We start from the raw sequence: 17,280 nt of genomic DNA, 5'->3' as shown, positions 1-17,280 counted from the left end.
GCACTATCTCAAATCTCACATCTGGTATCTCAAATCTAAACTAAACGGCTACGTTATTTTCGCGCAGGGCGTCGTTCAGTGAAGTTTTTTTGTCGGTCGACTCTTTACGCTTGCCGATGATCAGCGCGCAAGGCACCTGGTATTCACCCGCAGGGAATTTTTTTGTGTATGAGCCCGGTATAACTACCGAACGTGCCGGTACGCGGCCTTTATATTCAATCGGCTCCTCGCCGGTAACATCAATAATTTTGGTTGAAGCGGTTAGTACCACATTAGCGCCAAGCACAGCTTCACTTTCTACGTGTACGCCTTCAACCACAATTGCACGTGAGCCGACGAAGCAGTTATCCTCGATAATTACCGGTGCAGCCTGAACCGGCTCTAAAACGCCGCCAATGCCCACACCACCGCTCAAGTGTACGTGTTTGCCAATTTGCGCGCACGAGCCTACGGTAGCCCAGGTATCAACCATAGTACCCTCGTCAACAAAAGCGCCTATGTTTACATACGATGGCATCAGGATTACGCCTTTGGCTAAATGCGCGCCATAACGGGCAATGGCATGAGGAACCACGCGAACGCCGGTTTGCTTGTAATCGGTTTTAAGCGCCATTTTATCATGGAACACAAACGGGCCCACCTTATTCTCTTCCATAACGCGGATAGGGAAGTATAGGATAACGGCTTTCTTGATCCAATCGTTAGTATGCCAGCGGCCGCCAATAACTTCGGCAACGCGGTATTCGCCTTTATCTAACCGTTCAATAACGGTTTCAATGGCGTCTTTGTATTCGTTATATTGTAACAGGGCGCGGTCTTCCCAGGCTTCTTCAATAAGTTTTTTCAGATCTTGCATGGTATTATTTAAACTTTGGGGCAAATTAAAGGATTTTTATACAAAAATGTGGGATGTTATTGGGCAGATAACTGTTTCATCGCCTCCGGATCAATTTGTTTCATTATAACAGCAAGAGCTACATAAATAAGTATAGCAATGCTTAATGCTCCCCAGATACTTTTAGGATAATAATCATCTGCCGGAAAGTAACGTTTATAAAAAAACACTGCGTACATATATCCGCCGATAATATTGGCCAATATTACAAGCAAATTTATTATGATAATGTCTTTGGTCGGTACAGAAATTATTGCCGCATAGGAAACGCATGAGTAAATCAGAGCAAATGCTCCGATCGCAAATGCAGCTCTTTTAAATCCTGAAATCCAAAGATTTCGTAATAGCAATGCAGCCCCCAAAAAACTCGAAAAAAATATGCTGAAACCCCATATGCTCCATTTGGAGTAAAGCTCTACATAATCCCCCTCGGGTTGCTCATCGGTATCCTCATAATCTTCTTCAAATTCGTCGTCGTATCTGTCGTTCTCAGTAGCCATATAATTATAGTATGAATGCAAAAGTATAAATGTGTTTTTAATTGAGATGTTTTTACATAGATAGATTATATAAGAATTATACACTTAATATTGTTATGTAACCTTTAATTTTGCCCTTATGCCTGAAAAAGAAAAACTACGTATAGATAAATACCTTTGGGCCATACGCCTTTTTAAAACACGTACACTGGCTGCAGAAGCCTGTAAGGCTGGCCGTGTTAAAAAGGATGGTCAGAATTTGAAAGCATCCTATGAGGTTAAGCTGGGTGATACTTACAACGTATCAAAAGGACTGGAACGGAAGGTGGTAAAGGTAACCGGCCTGCTCGAAAATCGTGTGGACGCCAAAAAGGCTGTCGACTTTTATGAGGATCTGACCCCGGTGCAGGATACGCATTCCTTTCAATCCATGTTTCAGGCGCCCACGTTACGTCGTGATCGTGGTGCGGGCCGCCCCACCAAACGCGACCGACGCGAGATCGACGATCTGCAGGAAGGTTTTTTCGAAAATTCAAGAGATAAAGAAGAAGAATAGGTATATTATATCCAAAACAAATAACAATGAAACCAACCTTGCGCATTTTAATTGCCGCTATGTTAATAATTGGCAGTTGCAAAAATGATGATTCTAAAGAAGTTATCCCCAAAAAAGATGAAACAGCTATAGCCATTGACGGAAAACAATATCCCACGGTCAAAATCGGGACACAATTATGGACTGCGGTGAATTATGAAGGTACCGGAGGCGTAAAGTATGATCAAATGGCTGATATGGAAAATTCCGGTAAACTTTACACACTCAATGAAGCCAAAACTATTAAACCGCCGACGGGCTGGAGATTACCTACTAAAGAGGATTACCTGAACTTAATGAATTACGTAGGTAAAACCTCGGAAAATTCAGGCGGTATATACTTGCAAAAGGAAGATGCATTGAAATTTATGGCTACAAAAACATGGTTTACAAAAGGCATTAATTCTTTAGGTTTTAATGCCGTAAGTACCGGCGCCTACGATGGTTATTTCAAACAATATGATTATTCAGGCAGGCTCGCCGTGTTTTGGACGACAAGTTGGGCAAAATCGAGTGATAATACCACAAATTTGCCTGTATGCTTTAGTATTTATGATCATTTAAGTGATGATGCTACCTATGTTTTAATTCATGCATTACAAAACGAAAGTAGCCGGCATGCTGTAAGATTCATTAAAAACTAACTTAAATGCAAAAGCCGCAGTTCAATCAAGAAATTGCGGCTTTTTTTTATAACACCCCTCCGTAGCAAGGCGGGGCGGTTTATTTCTTCTTATATTCTTCGTTCAGTCCCTTTAATACGTCAGCAGTAACGTCCAGACTTTGGTCTCCATAAAGCACGGTAGGGTTAAGGCGCGAGTAGCTTAATATCATTTTATAGCCTTTTTCTTTAGCGTATTTTTTAACGTAATCGCTAACCTTGTTAAATAGTTTGTCGTTTTCGTCGGCCTGGCTGTTTTGGAAAGCGGCTGTAGCGTTTTGCTCATAACCTTGCATTTCCTGTGCTTTTTTCTGTAAGCGTTGCTCCGTAGCGGCACGCTGATCGGCGCTCATGGTAGCAGCGTTTTTTTGATACTCCACAATCTCGCGTTGTATGGCTTGCTTGCGCGAGTCAACATCACCCTGTGCGGCTTTGCCCTTCTTTTGCAGGCGATCGCCCATATCTTTCACATAATCGTATTTAGCCAGCAGGGTATCCTGGTTAATGTAAACTATGGTTTCTTTGGCAGGGGCAGCGGTTGTACCGGTAGTTGTAGTGGTTGCTGCAGGTTTGTCTGCTGGTTTTTGCTCATTATTGCAAGCGGCTAAAGTGCCGGCTATTACTAATGCTGCAGAGGCAGCGCCTAAAGTCAGTTTTGAAAAGTAAGAGGCTTTATGTATCATCATCCTTCAGTAAAAAATTTCACAAATATAACTTTTAGCAATTACTATCCTAATCATTTAACAGGCAAGTTTCCACACCCGGGTAGTTATCAACATAGCGGTAATCTCGCATATTTTTCGTATTTTTGAAGGTTATACTTTTAATTATTTATGAGCGAACAAAATCAGGATAAATCAAATTACTCAGCAGATAATATACAGGTTTTAGAGGGTTTAGAGGCTGTACGCAAGCGACCCTCCATGTATATTGGCGATACCGGCGTTAAAGGTTTACACCACCTGGTATATGAGGTGGTTGATAACTCGATAGATGAGGCACTTGCCGGCTATTGCGATGATATAAAGGTTACTATCCACAAAGGCAATTCTATTACGGTTGAAGATAACGGCCGTGGTATTCCGACAGGTATCAACACCAAAGAAAATAAATCGGCACTCGAAATTGTAATGACCGTATTGCATGCGGGCGGTAAATTTGATAAGGATACCTACAAGGTATCAGGGGGTTTGCACGGTGTGGGTATTAGCTGCGTTAACGCGCTGTCAACCCATGTCAAAACCGTAGTGCACCGCGAAGGCAAAATATTTACCCAGGAGTATGAACGCGGCAAGCCGTTGTTTGATGTAAAATCAATAGGCGAGAGCGAACGTACCGGGACTATACAAACTTTCCAACCCGATCCGGAGATATTCACCACTACTTTAGAGTACAAGTACGATACCCTGGCAGCCCGTTTGCGCGAGCTTGCATTTTTGAACAAGGGCATCCGCTTAACTTTGACGGACGAGCGTGATGAATTACCTGAAGGCGGTTTCTTATCTGAAGAATTTTTCTCGGAAGGTGGCCTTAAAGAGTTTGTTAAGTTTCTGGATGGTACCCGTGCCTCCATTATCCCGGAGCCTATTTATGTTGAGGGCACTAAACAAGGTGTACCGGTTGAGCTGGCTTTACAGTATAATGACAGCTACTCGGAAAATGTACACTCGTACGTTAACAACATCAATACCATCGAGGGCGGTACACACGTAGCTGGTTTCCGTATGGGTTTAACACGTACGCTAAAATCATATGCTGATAAAGAAGGTTTGCTAAAAAATGTTAAGGTTGAAATTACTGGCGACGACTTTCGCGAGGGCTTAACAGCGATCATATCAGTAAAAGTGGCCGAGCCTCAGTTTGAAGGCCAAACCAAAACCAAGCTGGGTAACAGTGAGGTGAGCGGCGCGGTAAACGTTGCCGTTGGCGAAATATTGAGCAACTACCTGGAGGAAAACCCCAAGGAAGCGCGTATGATCGTTCAGAAGGTTATTTTGGCTGCTACTGCCCGTGCAGCGGCGCGTAAAGCACGCGAGATGGTACAGCGTAAAAACGTAATGGGTGGCTCAGGCTTGCCGGGTAAACTGGCCGATTGCGCCAACAGCGATCCTGCATTGTGCGAGATCTACCTGGTCGAAGGTGACTCGGCGGGTGGTACTGCCAAGCAGGGCCGTAACCGTGATACACAGGCCATATTGCCTTTACGTGGTAAGATATTGAACGTAGAGAAGGCCATGGAGCACAAGATCTATGAGAACGAGGAGATCAAGAACATGTTTACCGCGCTGGGTGTAAGCATTGGTACGCCGGAGGATGCCAAGGCACTTAACCTTACCAAGCTGCGTTACCACAAAATTGTGATCATGACGGATGCTGACGTTGACGGCTCCCACATTACTACGTTGATCCTGACCTTCTTCTTCCGTTACATGAAAGAGTTGGTTGAATTTGGTTATGTATACATTGCATCTCCACCACTTTACCTGGTAAAAAAAGGTAAAGAGCAGGAGTATTGCTGGACAGATGAGCAACGCGATCAGGCTATACAACGCCTTAAAGGTGCCGGTAAAGAGGATAGCGTACATGTGCAACGTTACAAAGGTTTGGGTGAGATGAACGCCGAGCAGCTTTGGGAAACTACCATGAACCCTGCCACCCGAACGCTAAAACAAGCAACCATTGAAAACGCTGCCGAGTGCGACCATACCTTCAGCATGCTGATGGGTGATGAGGTTGCTCCACGTCGTGAGTTTATCGAGAAGAATGCGAAATACGCTAAGATTGACGCGTAAGTAGCTAACAGATACAAAAAAGCCTCTCAATTTTTTGAGAGGCTTTTTTATGCTTTCCGCTTTCGTGTTTTTAGTGTGATTTGTCGCTTGCCATAATCAATTACTGCTTTGTACTTCATTAAAACATCGCCCCCTAAAACACCCAATACCTTGGGGTGGTTAAGTTGTTCGTATGCTATGTTGATGGTGGAGAGGTCGAGCACAGCCGCGTCAAATGCGTCCAGTTTAAGGTCGCCCAAATACATATCACTAAGTGTAGCCGTGAACGACACCATGGTGTTGGTACCTAAGCCGGTAGATAGTTTATCGCTTGCCAGAATAAATTCCTCGCCGTTAGCTTCGGTCAGCAAGGCTTTATCCAGCGCGGTACGCGATGCGCCTGTATCCAATACCAGTTTATAGGTTTTGCCAAATAAAGTAATATCAATTAACGGGTGAAAGCCGTCGCCTTGCAAGTCAATTATATTTAACGGTATGATGTATTGCATTGGGGGGCAAAGGTAGTATTTTCAGTTTGCAGTGCGCGGTTTGCAATGGGCAGTATATTGCTTACTGCCCACTGTAAACTGCAAACTTTATTAAAACGGATAACCGATAGCCAGGTTGAACACTAAGTTTTCGTGGCGCCATGCGCTGCTGCCAAAGTCAATCTTATCAATCACCCAGCGCTGGCCCTCAGGCAGCCATGGCTTGCGGATAGGGAAACCAAGGTCGGTACGCAGTACCAGTACGCTTACGTCAAAACGTAAGCCCACACCGGCGTCAACCGCGAACTCTTTATAAAAGTCTTTGCCAAACGCTGCGCCCGGTTGCGCGCCATTGCCACGCATTAACCATATGTTACCGGCATCAACAAATACGGCACCGCGCACAATGCTGAAAAGTTTCGGGCGCCACTCTACGTTGCCTTCAATACGAATATCACCTGCCTGATCGGGTAGGAAACCACCCTCCTCTGGCCGGCCGGCATAATAAGTTCCCGGACCTATTGATCGTGCGCGGAAACCACGTAAGCTGTTTGAGCCACCAATGAAGAACTGCTGACTATAAGGCATCAACGTTGAGTTGCCGAATGGTACACCAACGCCCACCATTAAGCGGGTAGCAATCGAGCTGTTTGGGCCTGTTTTATGATAAAAACGCAGATCGTTCTCAAACTTTACAAACTGGTTAAATATACTGCCAAACAGGTATTTCTCCTTACCTGCAAGGGTGTCTGCACCTGATACTAAACCCGCAATTACCCCTGATGAACTTACACGACCGTTGTAAAACAATGTGTTTGTACGATACTCCTCAGTAGTATTAGTATAGGTATAGCTGTAGCTTGGGCCAAAGGTAAATTGCCTGTCAATTACATGCTGCAACGCGGGATTTCTGCTATTTCTTATACTGTCACGATACAGTTGTGTTACATTGGCCGGGTTGACAAAATTGATATTGATCAAGTTCAACTCGTGGCTTTTGTGTACGCTTTGTTTCCAGTCATAACCGAATGATCCGTTAAAGGAGTTCAAGGTATATAAATTGGTACGGTTAATTAATGTATAACCTAAGGTTAGATTAGTATGCGGAATGTAGGCATTATCTGAACGTATATTGATCGGCGATATGAACCTTGGCCAGGTCAGTTTCATTTCGCCACCTACTTGGTACACGTTAAAGCCGCCACCCTGTCCGGAGAATTGCACATCTGAACTTCCGAATAAGCGGAAGGTAAGTAATTCTGCTCCTTTAAACGCGTTACGGTGCTTCCAGTTGATGTTGATTTGTGTACCGGTAAAGTTGGCTGAGTTGGTACGGCCAAGCACATCAACCTGTATCGATTTTTTTTGATAAGGGGTCAAAAAGTAAAATACATCCAGTTTTGATGAGTCAGATGCTACAGGTTCAAACCTGTTCTTCACAAATTTATAGGGGCCCAGGTTTACAAAGCGGTTAAGCGAGTTGTTATGCGCCGTACGATTATAAACCTCGCCTGGTTGCATCAGCACAGTATTTTTAAATGCGAACGGCCTGATGGATTTCCGCCTGTCAACCACGTTATACCAGCGGTACGGCACCGCCTGATCCAGATGGAGTGCAGTATCGCGCAGCGAATAGCTTGGGTATACATACAGTTTATTGATGGTATAAATACGGCGGTCGCGGTCATTAACCTCAGGTTTTACGGCCACAAAAATATCTACCTGGTGGTTGTTAACCGTGCTGTCTATCCGCATAATGATGTCCTCAGGCGCGAAGTAAAAGAAGCCTCTTTCTTTTAGTTTGGCATCAATGCGCAGGCGCTCAGTTTTGATTACATCCAGATCGTACTTGTCGCCTGGTTTTAATAAAGTTTCTCCGGCGGTTCCGGCAATGGCGGTATCTAAACTTTCATTACCCTTCGGGAACGTTACACTGCGGATCTTATAAGCCGGACCGGTATTAACCGTATATTCTGCTTTGGCTGTTTTCTTTTTACCAATTGTATCACCGCTTACAGTAGCCTGGAAATAGCTTTTATTTTGCAGCCGGTTTTGCAAAATCTGGCTGTTCTTTTCGAGGTTAACCTGACTGGCTAAAACAGGTGGCTCGCCAAATTTGGTGTTTAGCCAGTGTTTAAAACCTTTAGTTTTATTAGTGCGCGTTTTATTGTAGATGTAGAGCTTTACCCGTAAACCCAGAATAGAAGAGTTTGGCTTCGGCCTCAGCAACGGTGTAAGATCGGCCTCTAAAGCCTTGCGGTCGCTTTTCTTTAAGCTGTCTGTGTCCACAATTTTAACCTTGCCGCCGGTATATAGCTTTTGCCCCGGTTGCAGGTATTTGGTATTGCTGCAGGCGCTTAAAAAAATGGTAAGTACTAAAACGTATTTTATATTTTTTATCATGAGTTTAGTTTGTAGGTTGCTCTTTTTTCTGTTGCTCTTCCTGTTGTTGCTGTTGTTCGTCTTTACGCTCAAGAGCTTCGTTACGCTTATCTTCTTCCTCTTCCTTGCGTTTTTGCTCCTCTTTATATTTGCGGCGCAACCTTCTTTCTTCCGGAGTACGCTTACGGAATATCTCGCTGAAGCGGTTATAATCCATGGTCAGTGTAAAGCCCAGGCCGGTTTCGATGATCTGCCCCTGAATAACCACAAACTCATCGCGGCGGTAAGCGCGTAAGGTATATCTACCATCGCGGCTTAGCTTGTAGTTTACCGACACGTTACCGGCAATATTGGTAGCCTTTTGGCCAGCCTGCGCACCCTCAAGGTTGAAGTTATTTCCTACTGATACCGTTAGCCTGTCGTTAAGGAAGCGTTTGGAAACGCCCACGTTCAGGTCGGTCCGGTTAGTTGCCGTGCCCGACGAGTAATCCTCTCCGGATGTCAACCCAAAATCAAGATCAACTCCCTGGATAAGGCCACCTGCCAGATTGTTTAGTTGATCGGTAAGCAAACCGCTTACACTGTTACGTATAGCGCCTTCAACACCCGAACCACCGCCCTGGCTTTGCAGTGGGTTGTCGCCAATAAAGTGGCCGAGTATCAATACGCCCAATACTTGTTTGTTCAACTCATTCGGATCCTGGCGTACCTGTGCGAGCTTGTTTTCAACTATTGTAAGCACCGTTTGCGGCATCGAGTAATTGCTGTCAGGCAAAATAATATCGAAACTGATGTTTGGTTTCAGCAGCTCGTTTTTTAGATTAAGGTTAACGTTGAACGGTAGTTTTTGCTTAGCCATTGTAAGCGTTTGCGGATCATCGTATTGGCTGGCGATAAGATCTATCGGCGGCACATTGGCCACGTATACGGCCGTCAGATCAACATTTGCACTGGTTGGATCGCCTGTCCATTGTATGGTGCTGCCTTGCTTAAAGTCGAAACGGCGTTTAACCGTAGCGAATGACAAGTTGTATGAGCCTTGATTAACGGTATAAGTGCCTGTAAGGTTGATCTTACCACTCGGATCGATACCGCCGTTCAGGCTGGCCTCTCCTCTGATGTTTACCTTATCGCCGCTACGCTCATCAATTATAATGTTGAAGTTGGCATTTTTATGTACGTTGATGTTAGCGGATACATCAAGCCCAGTCACGTCAGATTTGCGTAGCGAATCCAGCTGGCGGGCTAACAATATCGAGTCGAGTTTTGGCGCGTCCTTATCAATAAATTCCACCACTCCTTCGCGGTCTACAACGCTTGGGTCAGAGCTAGGTAGCACAAAGGTCATATCGGTTTTTTCATTTACCGTTAGCGTCGCATCTACTACGGGTGATTTCATATCACCGCGTACCTTAATGTTGGTGTTGATAAAGAGCTTGCCCCAGAATAATTTATTATCTGCCTGGGTAGAGTTAATTACCCTGAAATTATCAGCATTGATATCCATGCCGAAAGCAAAATCGGTATAGGTTTTAGTATATACGCTGCCCGATACCACGGCTTTATTTCCGGTTGAATCTACCAGGGTGAAATCATTGAAACGGATGCCCTCATCATTAAAAGTAATGCTCTCTTGCGGCATCCTGAAGTAAGAGTTAAGCATTGATACATTGAAACCTACCTTATTGAAGTTGATATCACCGCGTACCGCAGGTGCCGATGGTGTTCCGGTAATTTTTAGCGCGCCGGTTATATCACCGCTGGCATTGCGTATGGCACCAAAGCTAAAGCCCTGTATGCTCTTCATATCAAGCTTCACGATGTTCAGGTTCATGTCCATCCGGCTTTCAGGCGCGGTATAATACAAGCCGTTCAAATCAACTTGATTTCCTTTTCCGGTGATGCTTACGTTGGCGGCATAAGCGTTCGCGGTTTGGTTATCAACCTTAATAGCGATGTTACCAACCGTATCACCCTTAAAGTTAAAGTCGCCTACATTGATGGCTGCTGTAAATACAGGCGAAGCTTGCAGGTTGCTCACATTGGCATCACCATTAATAGTACCGCCCACCTGTAACGAGTCTTGCTGAGCAATCTTAGTCAGCGTTTCTATTTTAAAGTTGCGGAATTGCACATCAATAGGAGCGTTGGCCCGCTGCGGATTGCTATTCACGCTCAACACCTGGTTGGCGTTGGTTATGGTAAAGTTGCGGGCCAGTATACCTTTGTTACCAAACTGAAGGGCGTTGTCAGCATTTACCGCCCACGGCATGTAATCGAGCAGTAAACCATCCTGTACAAAGCTAAACTGGTATTGCTGCGGCAATACGCTCAGCGTACCGGCGATGCGGTAGCGTTCCTTGCGCTCACGGTCGCGTACCTGCAGGCTGGTAAACAACTTATCATCCTTCAGGTTGCCTGATATCGAGGTATAGAGTATATCAATAGATGGAGATACCTTCACCTCGTCAACAGATAATTTGTAGTTAAGCGCACTGTCGGTAGTGTTAACATCCAGCGCCATGTTATTTACTACCTGCTCACCGTATACCACTTTAGGTATTGCGCCTTTAACAACAAGCTCTCCTGTGGTGCTGTTAAACCGCCCGTTGATCAGTACCGGGTCAAGCGTTTTCAGATCGGGCGCAAATTGCTCTATCAGCGGGGTTTTTACAAAGCGTATATCAAACGCAAATTGCTGTGGCGGATACTTAACCTTAGGCGCAGGCTTAGCGCCGCTGGCTAATGCGGTGTTAAAATATTTAGCTATTAAATCCTGCATGGCAGGGGCAATGCCGGTAAGGGTATATTTGCCGCCCATGTGTGCGGTAAGCATCGGCGTTTTCAGCCACAGCGTGCTGCTATCCGCATTAGCGGTCGACTTAAGGCTGATGGTATCCAGTTGTATGCGCTGTGCTTTTTGTATCAGCACCATATCGGTCAGCATAATATCGGCATTAAGGTAATCCGGGTCGGCGGTTGGTACATCGGCAATCAGCTTGCCGTGAAAGCGCATCGGATCCTTAGTTAGCTTCAGGTTTTGCATGTTAATGCTGTCAACCAAAAGGGTAGCCGTTACCGATGGATATTTTTTGTTCATGTTGGCCTTGGCATCCAGGTTAAAGTTGATGTTTGGGTCCTTCATAAACGCCTTGGCTACATAGCTGCCATTGCTGGCGCTGCCCTGCATTACCAGGTTGCGGTAGTTATAACCTTTAACATAGGCCTTGTTTACATTGCCATTAAAGTTAAGGCTGGCGTGTTTAGGGTCGAGGCCGGTACCTTTAATAGTAGCAGATAATGTTACCATGCCCACCATTTGTGGTTGTTTGGTAAGCGCCCCCACATTCAGGTTAACCGCCCTTATATTAGCCAAATATTTTTCGCTGCCTTTGCGGCCGCCACTGCGCATACCGGCGGTAAGGTCAACCGCGCCATAGCTTGAGCGGAGGGCCATCTTGGTATCAAAATCCTTCATGCTGCCCTTAAAAGTACCCTTAAGGTTGATATTGGTCGGGATGCTAACGTTAGGCGGTATCATACCTGCTGATGCAAGTTTGTATATATCGGTGCGGGTGGTGTTAAATTCTTTGAGGTTTACGTTGAAGTAAGCCTTGTTCATGTCCGGCAGGCCTCGCATATCTGCGGATGCCCTAATGCGGGTGCTGCCAAAGCCCAGCAGTTCTAGGTCACGGATGTGCAGATCGCTCACGGTACCGTTCACCTTACCATTGATGCGGAACACGGCATTACGCAGGTTACGCATCTGCGGCATATTGGCCATGGCCGGCGTCAGCAGGGTAACATCGCGCATACCTAAACGGCTGCCGTCAAGGTTGGCATTTACACCCAGCGAACCAATGTTTTTGCTGATGGCATCAATAGAGGGATAGCTTACCTCAACCGATTTTTGCAATACCGTGTTAGGCGTTTCAACCAGCAGATCTTTCAGGTAAGCGCTTTTTGGTCCGTAAAAAAAGTCGGTATTGAATTTTTTAAGTGAGAAGCCGCTTTTCTCGTTAAAGGTTACGGCATTGATCCGGCCTGATGAACTATCCGGGTTGTAGGATACATCCTCAATATCAACATTCAGGTTTTTAATATACATGTGCCCGGGATCTAAACCCGCTTTAAGTGGTTTTTGGGCGTTGTTATCAAACCTGATGTTGTTATTATTAATGGTGAATTTTTTAAGCGTAACAGCCCAGGCAGATTTATTTGGCGCCGATACCATGGTGTCTACCGTTTTAACCGCTTTTTCAGCAGCCTTAACAACGGTTTGCGGTTTAGCAAAGGTTACGCTGGCATTGGTTTGGTTGAGGGTGATGTTGGCAATGCCTACCTGCTGTTTTTTCAGGTCTATCTTATCCAGCGCAACCAGCAATTTGCCCAGGTCAACGCTGGCATCCATTTCGCCGCTGCGGTAGTCAACCTTTACTTTTGATATGTCTACCTCATCCAGGTCGAGCTCCATATTTAATGGCTCAGTAGCTGCGGTATCAGTTGCAGCGGTTTGCGCTATTGATGATCCCTTGGGCGTTTGTATAATGGTAGCGTTAACGCCCGACAAGTTGATCTTCGGTATGCCGAACTTCATCTTATCAAGGTCAAACTCCTTAATGCGCGTATCAAAGTGCCCTAGCAGAAATTTGATGTCGTTGCCGGTTGTTTCGTCCTTATATTTTATGTTGATCCGGTCGAGTATAATATCGCCCATGGCGAATTTCATGGTCGAGGTAGTGTCCTCCGGCTTTACTTCCTTTTTTTGCTCTCCGGCGAAAGCCTTCAATATATAATCGAAATTGAAAAGGCTATCCGGCCCGCGGCTGATGTTTGCCGTAATGCCCTGCAGGTTGATCTCATTAATTTCAACGGTGTTGTCAAGCAATTTAAATAGGCTAATGTCGACCTTCAGTTTATCGCCCGCCAATAAAGTGTCTCGCTTTTGGTCTTCAAAGTAAACATCTTCCAAAACAATAAGCTTAGGCAGCCCGAGCGACAAATGGCCTATCTCCACCTTGGTGCCTATTTTATTTTGTAAAAATGTTACTGCTTTATTTTTAGCAAAGTTTTGTACCGATGGCACCTGTATCAAAATAACTACAAGGAGTATTAAAAATATAACACTTGCAATTATCCAAAGGATGGTTTTAAGGGCGATGCGTCCAAATTTTTTCAAAATTGTAATATATTTAAGGTTGAAGTAAATACTTCGTGTGAAATATCAAATAACGTGCAACGTGAATTTTTACCACCAGCAAACAAAGTGGGAAAGGATAAATAAAAAGGGCATTTTGGCACAAAAAACAAGTTTTATTTGCTAATAACTCGGTACTAAGTTTTTCAACACTTGATACGTTAAAGTTGTTTTTTAATAACTTTGTATTTCTGCCTTAAAATTGATTTGGAGTTGTTGTTATGCCTGATTTTTCCCATTTACACGTACATACCCAGTTTTCGTTACTTGATGGTGCTGCCGATATAGGCAAGCTTTACAAAAAAGCCGCTGCCGATGGAATGAAAGCCCTTGCCATTACCGATCACGGCAACATGTTCGGTGTATTCAAGTTTGTGGCCGAGGCAAGCAAGCATAACGTAAAGCCTATTGTGGGTTGTGAATTTTACGTGGTTGAGGACAGGCACATTAAGCAATTTACCAAAGAGAAAAAGGACGTTAGGCGCCACCAGTTACTGCTGGCCAAAAACCCCGAAGGTTACCGTAACCTGGTGAAGCTATGCTCATTAGGTTATATGGAAGGCTTGTACAGTAAATGGCCACGTATTGACAAGGAGCTGATCTTAAAATATCATAAAGGCCTTATTGCTACTAGTTGCTGCATTGGTGCATCGGTGCCGCAAGAGATATTAAAAAATGGCGAAGAGGCCGGCGAGCGCGAGCTGAAATGGTGGCTCGACCTGTTTGGCGAGGATTACTACATCGAGCTACAGCGCCACAACATACCCGAGCAGGAGATAGTGAACAACGCCCTGCTTAAATTCGCTAAAAAGCACAACGTAAAAATAATCTGCTCGAACGATTCGCATTACGTGGATCAGCAGGACTCAAACGCGCACGATATTTTGCTGTGCGTTAATACTGGCGATATGCAAAGCACGCCTATCGCTACGGACGAAGAAGGCGGTAAGGGCTACCGTTTTGGTTTTCCTAATGACCAGTTTTACTTTAAAACGCAGACTGAAATGGGCAAGCTGTTTCATGATCTGCCCGAATCATTAGATAACACCAATGAGATAGTTGACAAGATTGAAACGCTGAAACTAAAGCGTGATATCATGTTGCCCAACTTCATCATCCCCGAAGAATTTAAGATACATAACACGCCTGATGCCGATACGCTAAACCAGTGGGAGTACCTGAAGCACCTCACGTTTATGGGTGCCAAGGAGCGGTATATTGATATTAGTCCGGAAGCCGAGGAGCGCATTAATTTTGAGTTGTTCACCATCCGTACCATGGGTTTCGCGGGTTACTTCCTCATCGTGGCCGACTTTATAAAGGCCGGGCGCGATATGGGCGTGTTCATCGGGCCTGGTCGTGGTTCGGCGGCAGGCTCGGTAGTGGCGTATTGCATCGGTATCACTAATATCGACCCGATAAAATATAATCTCCTGTTTGAGAGGTTTCTGAACCCCGACCGTAAATCAATGCCCGATATTGATACCGACTTTGACGACTCCGGCCGGCAAAAGGTAATTGATTACGTGGTTGATAAATATGGCAAAAACCAGGTAGCCCAGATTATTACCTACGGCTCCATGGCAGCCCGTACCAGTATACAGGACGTGGGCCGTGTGCTGGATATGCCGCTTGCCGAGGTGAACGCGCTGAAAAAGCTGGTACCCGAAACGCTGGGTATTACGCTTAAGCAGGCTATTGAGCAGGTTCCTGAGCTGCAACTGATCTATAAAACCAATGATATAAAAGGTACCGTGCTGCGCGAAGCTGAAAAGCTGGAAGGCTCGGTACGTAACACGGGCGTACATGCCGCGGGTATCATCATAGCGCCTGATGACCTGACTAATATCGTCCCGGTAGCAACCGCCAAGGACTCGGATTTGTTGGTTACCCAGTTTGATGGCCGGGTGATTGAAGATGCCGGTGTTATCAAGATGGACTTTTTGGGGCTTAAAACCTTAACCATTATTAAGGATGCCCTGCGCATGATCAAGCAAAACCATGGTGTTGAAATAGATATTGACTACATACCGCTTACTGATCAAAAAACGTTCGAGCTTTATCAGCGTGGCGATACCAATGGTACATTTCAGTTTGAAAGTGACGGCATGCAAATGTACCTGCGCGACCTTAAGCCCGATAAGTTTGAGGACTTGATAGCCATGAACGCGCTTTACCGCCCAGGGCCGATAGAATATATACCCAACTTTATTAAACGTAAGCATGGGCAAGAGCCAATTACTTACGATTTGCCTGAGATGGAAGAATACCTGGCCGAAACCTATGGTATTACCGTTTACCAGGAGCAGGTGATGCTGCTGTCGCAAAAATTGGGTGGCTTTACCAAAGGTGATGCCGACGTTTTGCGTAAGGCAATGGGTAAAAAGCAGATTGAGGTACTTAATAAAATGGAAGCCCAGTTTATGGATGGCGCGGTGGCCAAAGGTCACCCCAAAGATAAACTGACCAAAATATGGAACGACTGGAAGGCCTTTGCGCAATACGCGTTCAATAAATCGCACTCTACCTGTTACGCTTTCGTGGCCTATCAAACAGCCTATCTCAAAGCACATTACCCGTCAGAATATATGGCGGCGGTATTGAACAACCAGAACAGCATTGATAAGATATCCTTCTTTATGGAAGAATGCCGCCGCATGGGCGTAGTTGTTTTGGGTCCGGATATTAACGAGTCGCAAATGTCGTTTGCTGCCAACCGCAAGGCAGAGATCCGTTTCGGGCTTGCCGGTGTAAAGGGCGTAGGGGAAAAGGCAGTTGAAAGTATAATAGAGGAGCGTAACCTGAACGGGCAATATACCTCTGTTTATGATTTTGCCCGCCGCTCAAACGTGCGCAGTGTAAACCGTAAATCGTACGAAAATTTGGTGTATGGCGGTGGTTTTGACGCCTTTGGATACAACCGTGCACAGTTTTTCGCTAAAACGGAGAACGGTCTTTTAACCGGGGTTGAGCGATTAATTAAGTACGCAAACGATTATCAAAACACCCAAAACAGTTCGCAGGCATCGTTGTTCGGCGGTTCTGTAGCGTCATATATACCCGAGCCGCCAATGCCTGATTGTGACGAGTGGGGTCTGATTGAAAAATTGAAATATGAACGTGATGTGATTGGTATATATCTGACCGGTCACCCGCTGGATAATTATAAACTAGAGCTCGAGAAGTTTTGTAACACTACCGTATCTGATCTTAAACTGATGCAAAAAGCGCGTTCGGGGGAGGGCGGTGATGATGTGGCGGCGGCTTTTGCCCAGCTACGCAAACGCGGCGAAATATGTGTTGGCGGATTGATGAGCAACGTACAGCATAAAACCACCAAAACGGGCAAGCCATTTGGCACCTTTGTGCTGGAAGATTATAACGACTCCTATGAATTCGCGCTGTTTGGTGATGACTATGTGAAGTTCCGTAACTTGTTGGTTGATGGCTTTTTCATCCATATCAAGGGTAATATCGAAGAAAAATTCAGGCAAAAAGATAATTGGGATCTGCGCATAGTGGTGATGAGCCTGCTGTCTGAAATGCGCGATAACCGCAGCAAATCAATTGAAGTGCCTTTAAGCCTGCATGATATCAACGGCCAGATGATCAATGCCCTGCTTGGCATTATTCAGCAGAACAACGAAAAGTATCCGGTAAAAAACTGCGGCCTTCGCATTACGATCAAGGATTTTGAGGATGATCTTACCACGGCCGGTACATCAAAGGTATTCAAGGTGAACCCGAGTGATGATTTAATGGAAGAAATATTTGCCCTAACCCGGGTACAACCGGTTTTGCATACTAAATAA

General features: G+C 45.2%; 10 protein-coding genes. 4 read left to right on the top strand and 6 right to left on the bottom strand.

Annotation, left to right across the window (positions count from 1 at the left end; translation table 11 throughout):
- Positions 1–40: 40 nt before the first annotated feature.
- Together ABD960_RS13865 and ABD960_RS13860 are read right to left on the bottom strand one after the other, a co-directional pair.
- Entirely contained in the window at positions 41–856 is an 816-nt protein-coding gene (locus ABD960_RS13865; RefSeq protein WP_345331754.1) for a 2,3,4,5-tetrahydropyridine-2,6-dicarboxylate N-succinyltransferase, read from the bottom strand.
- A 56-nt stretch (positions 857–912) separates the two neighbouring features.
- Positions 913–1,395, bottom strand: a complete 483-nt coding sequence (locus ABD960_RS13860; protein WP_345331753.1) for a hypothetical protein — start codon at positions 1,393–1,395, stop codon at positions 913–915.
- Positions 1,396–1,513: 118 nt separating this feature from the next.
- Here ABD960_RS13860 and ABD960_RS13855 point away from each other — a divergent pair, with 118 nt between their 5' ends.
- Together ABD960_RS13855 and ABD960_RS13850 are read left to right on the top strand one after the other, a co-directional pair.
- Positions 1,514–1,930 carry an RNA-binding S4 domain-containing protein gene (locus ABD960_RS13855; RefSeq protein ID WP_345331752.1) on the top strand — a complete coding sequence of 139 codons (417 nt, stop codon included), beginning with the start codon at positions 1,514–1,516 and terminating at the stop codon, positions 1,928–1,930.
- A gap of 26 nt (positions 1,931–1,956) precedes the next feature.
- On the top strand, positions 1,957–2,613 hold the full coding sequence (locus ABD960_RS13850; RefSeq protein WP_345331751.1) for an FISUMP domain-containing protein: 657 nt from the start codon (positions 1,957–1,959) through the stop codon (positions 2,611–2,613).
- A gap of 79 nt (positions 2,614–2,692) precedes the next feature.
- On the opposite strand, the gene ABD960_RS13845 is transcribed toward ABD960_RS13850, so the two are convergent.
- The gene (locus ABD960_RS13845; RefSeq protein ID WP_345331750.1) at positions 2,693–3,316 is read right to left on the bottom strand and encodes an OmpH/Skp family outer membrane protein; all 624 of its coding nucleotides are present in this window, start codon (positions 3,314–3,316) and stop codon (positions 2,693–2,695) included.
- A 147-nt stretch (positions 3,317–3,463) separates the two neighbouring features.
- Here ABD960_RS13845 and gyrB point away from each other — a divergent pair, with 147 nt between their 5' ends.
- Entirely contained in the window at positions 3,464–5,422 is a 1,959-nt protein-coding gene (gyrB, locus tag ABD960_RS13840) for a DNA topoisomerase (ATP-hydrolyzing) subunit B (RefSeq protein ID WP_345331749.1), read from the top strand.
- A gap of 47 nt (positions 5,423–5,469) precedes the next feature.
- Here the strand turns inward: gyrB and ABD960_RS13835 are convergent, their stop codons facing one another.
- From ABD960_RS13835 to ABD960_RS13825, 3 genes are all read right to left on the bottom strand, one after another.
- On the bottom strand, positions 5,470–5,910 hold the full coding sequence (locus tag ABD960_RS13835) for a retropepsin-like aspartic protease (protein WP_345331748.1): 441 nt from the start codon (positions 5,908–5,910) through the stop codon (positions 5,470–5,472).
- Between the two features lie 90 nt (positions 5,911–6,000).
- On the bottom strand, positions 6,001–8,292 hold the full coding sequence (gene tamL / locus ABD960_RS13830; protein WP_345331747.1) for a translocation and assembly module lipoprotein TamL: 2,292 nt from the start codon (positions 8,290–8,292) through the stop codon (positions 6,001–6,003).
- Positions 8,293–8,296: 4 nt separating this feature from the next.
- A complete protein-coding gene (locus ABD960_RS13825) occupies positions 8,297–13,450 on the bottom strand; it encodes a translocation/assembly module TamB domain-containing protein (protein WP_345331746.1) in 5,154 nt (1,717 codons plus the stop codon).
- 239 nt (positions 13,451–13,689) lie between these two features.
- Between ABD960_RS13825 and dnaE the strand changes: the two genes are divergently transcribed.
- A complete protein-coding gene (gene dnaE, locus ABD960_RS13820; RefSeq protein WP_345331745.1) occupies positions 13,690–17,280 on the top strand; it encodes a DNA polymerase III subunit alpha in 3,591 nt (1,196 codons plus the stop codon).

Source organism: Mucilaginibacter defluvii (assembly GCF_039543225.1).
GTDB lineage: Bacteria > Bacteroidota > Bacteroidia > Sphingobacteriales > Sphingobacteriaceae > Mucilaginibacter > Mucilaginibacter defluvii.
The sequence above is the reverse complement of the archived record's forward strand: the minus strand, read 5'-3'. Positions and strand labels throughout refer to the sequence as shown.

What these genes read in the sequence shown, in the direction of transcription:
- ABD960_RS13865 (WP_345331754.1), bottom strand. Translation starts at nt 856, where the DNA reads ATGCAAGATCTGAAAAAACTTATTGAAGAAGCCTGGGAAGACCGCGCC.
- ABD960_RS13860 (WP_345331753.1), bottom strand. Translation starts at nt 1,395, where the DNA reads ATGGCTACTGAGAACGACAGATACGACGACGAATTTGAAGAAGATTAT.
- ABD960_RS13855 (WP_345331752.1), top strand. Translation starts at nt 1,514, where the DNA reads ATGCCTGAAAAAGAAAAACTACGTATAGATAAATACCTTTGGGCCATA.
- ABD960_RS13850 (WP_345331751.1), top strand. Translation starts at nt 1,957, where the DNA reads ATGAAACCAACCTTGCGCATTTTAATTGCCGCTATGTTAATAATTGGC.
- ABD960_RS13845 (WP_345331750.1), bottom strand. Translation starts at nt 3,316, where the DNA reads ATGATGATACATAAAGCCTCTTACTTTTCAAAACTGACTTTAGGCGCT.
- gyrB (WP_345331749.1), top strand. Translation starts at nt 3,464, where the DNA reads ATGAGCGAACAAAATCAGGATAAATCAAATTACTCAGCAGATAATATA.
- ABD960_RS13835 (WP_345331748.1), bottom strand. Translation starts at nt 5,910, where the DNA reads ATGCAATACATCATACCGTTAAATATAATTGACTTGCAAGGCGACGGC.
- tamL (WP_345331747.1), bottom strand. Translation starts at nt 8,292, where the DNA reads ATGATAAAAAATATAAAATACGTTTTAGTACTTACCATTTTTTTAAGC.
- dnaE (WP_345331745.1), top strand. Translation starts at nt 13,690, where the DNA reads ATGCCTGATTTTTCCCATTTACACGTACATACCCAGTTTTCGTTACTT.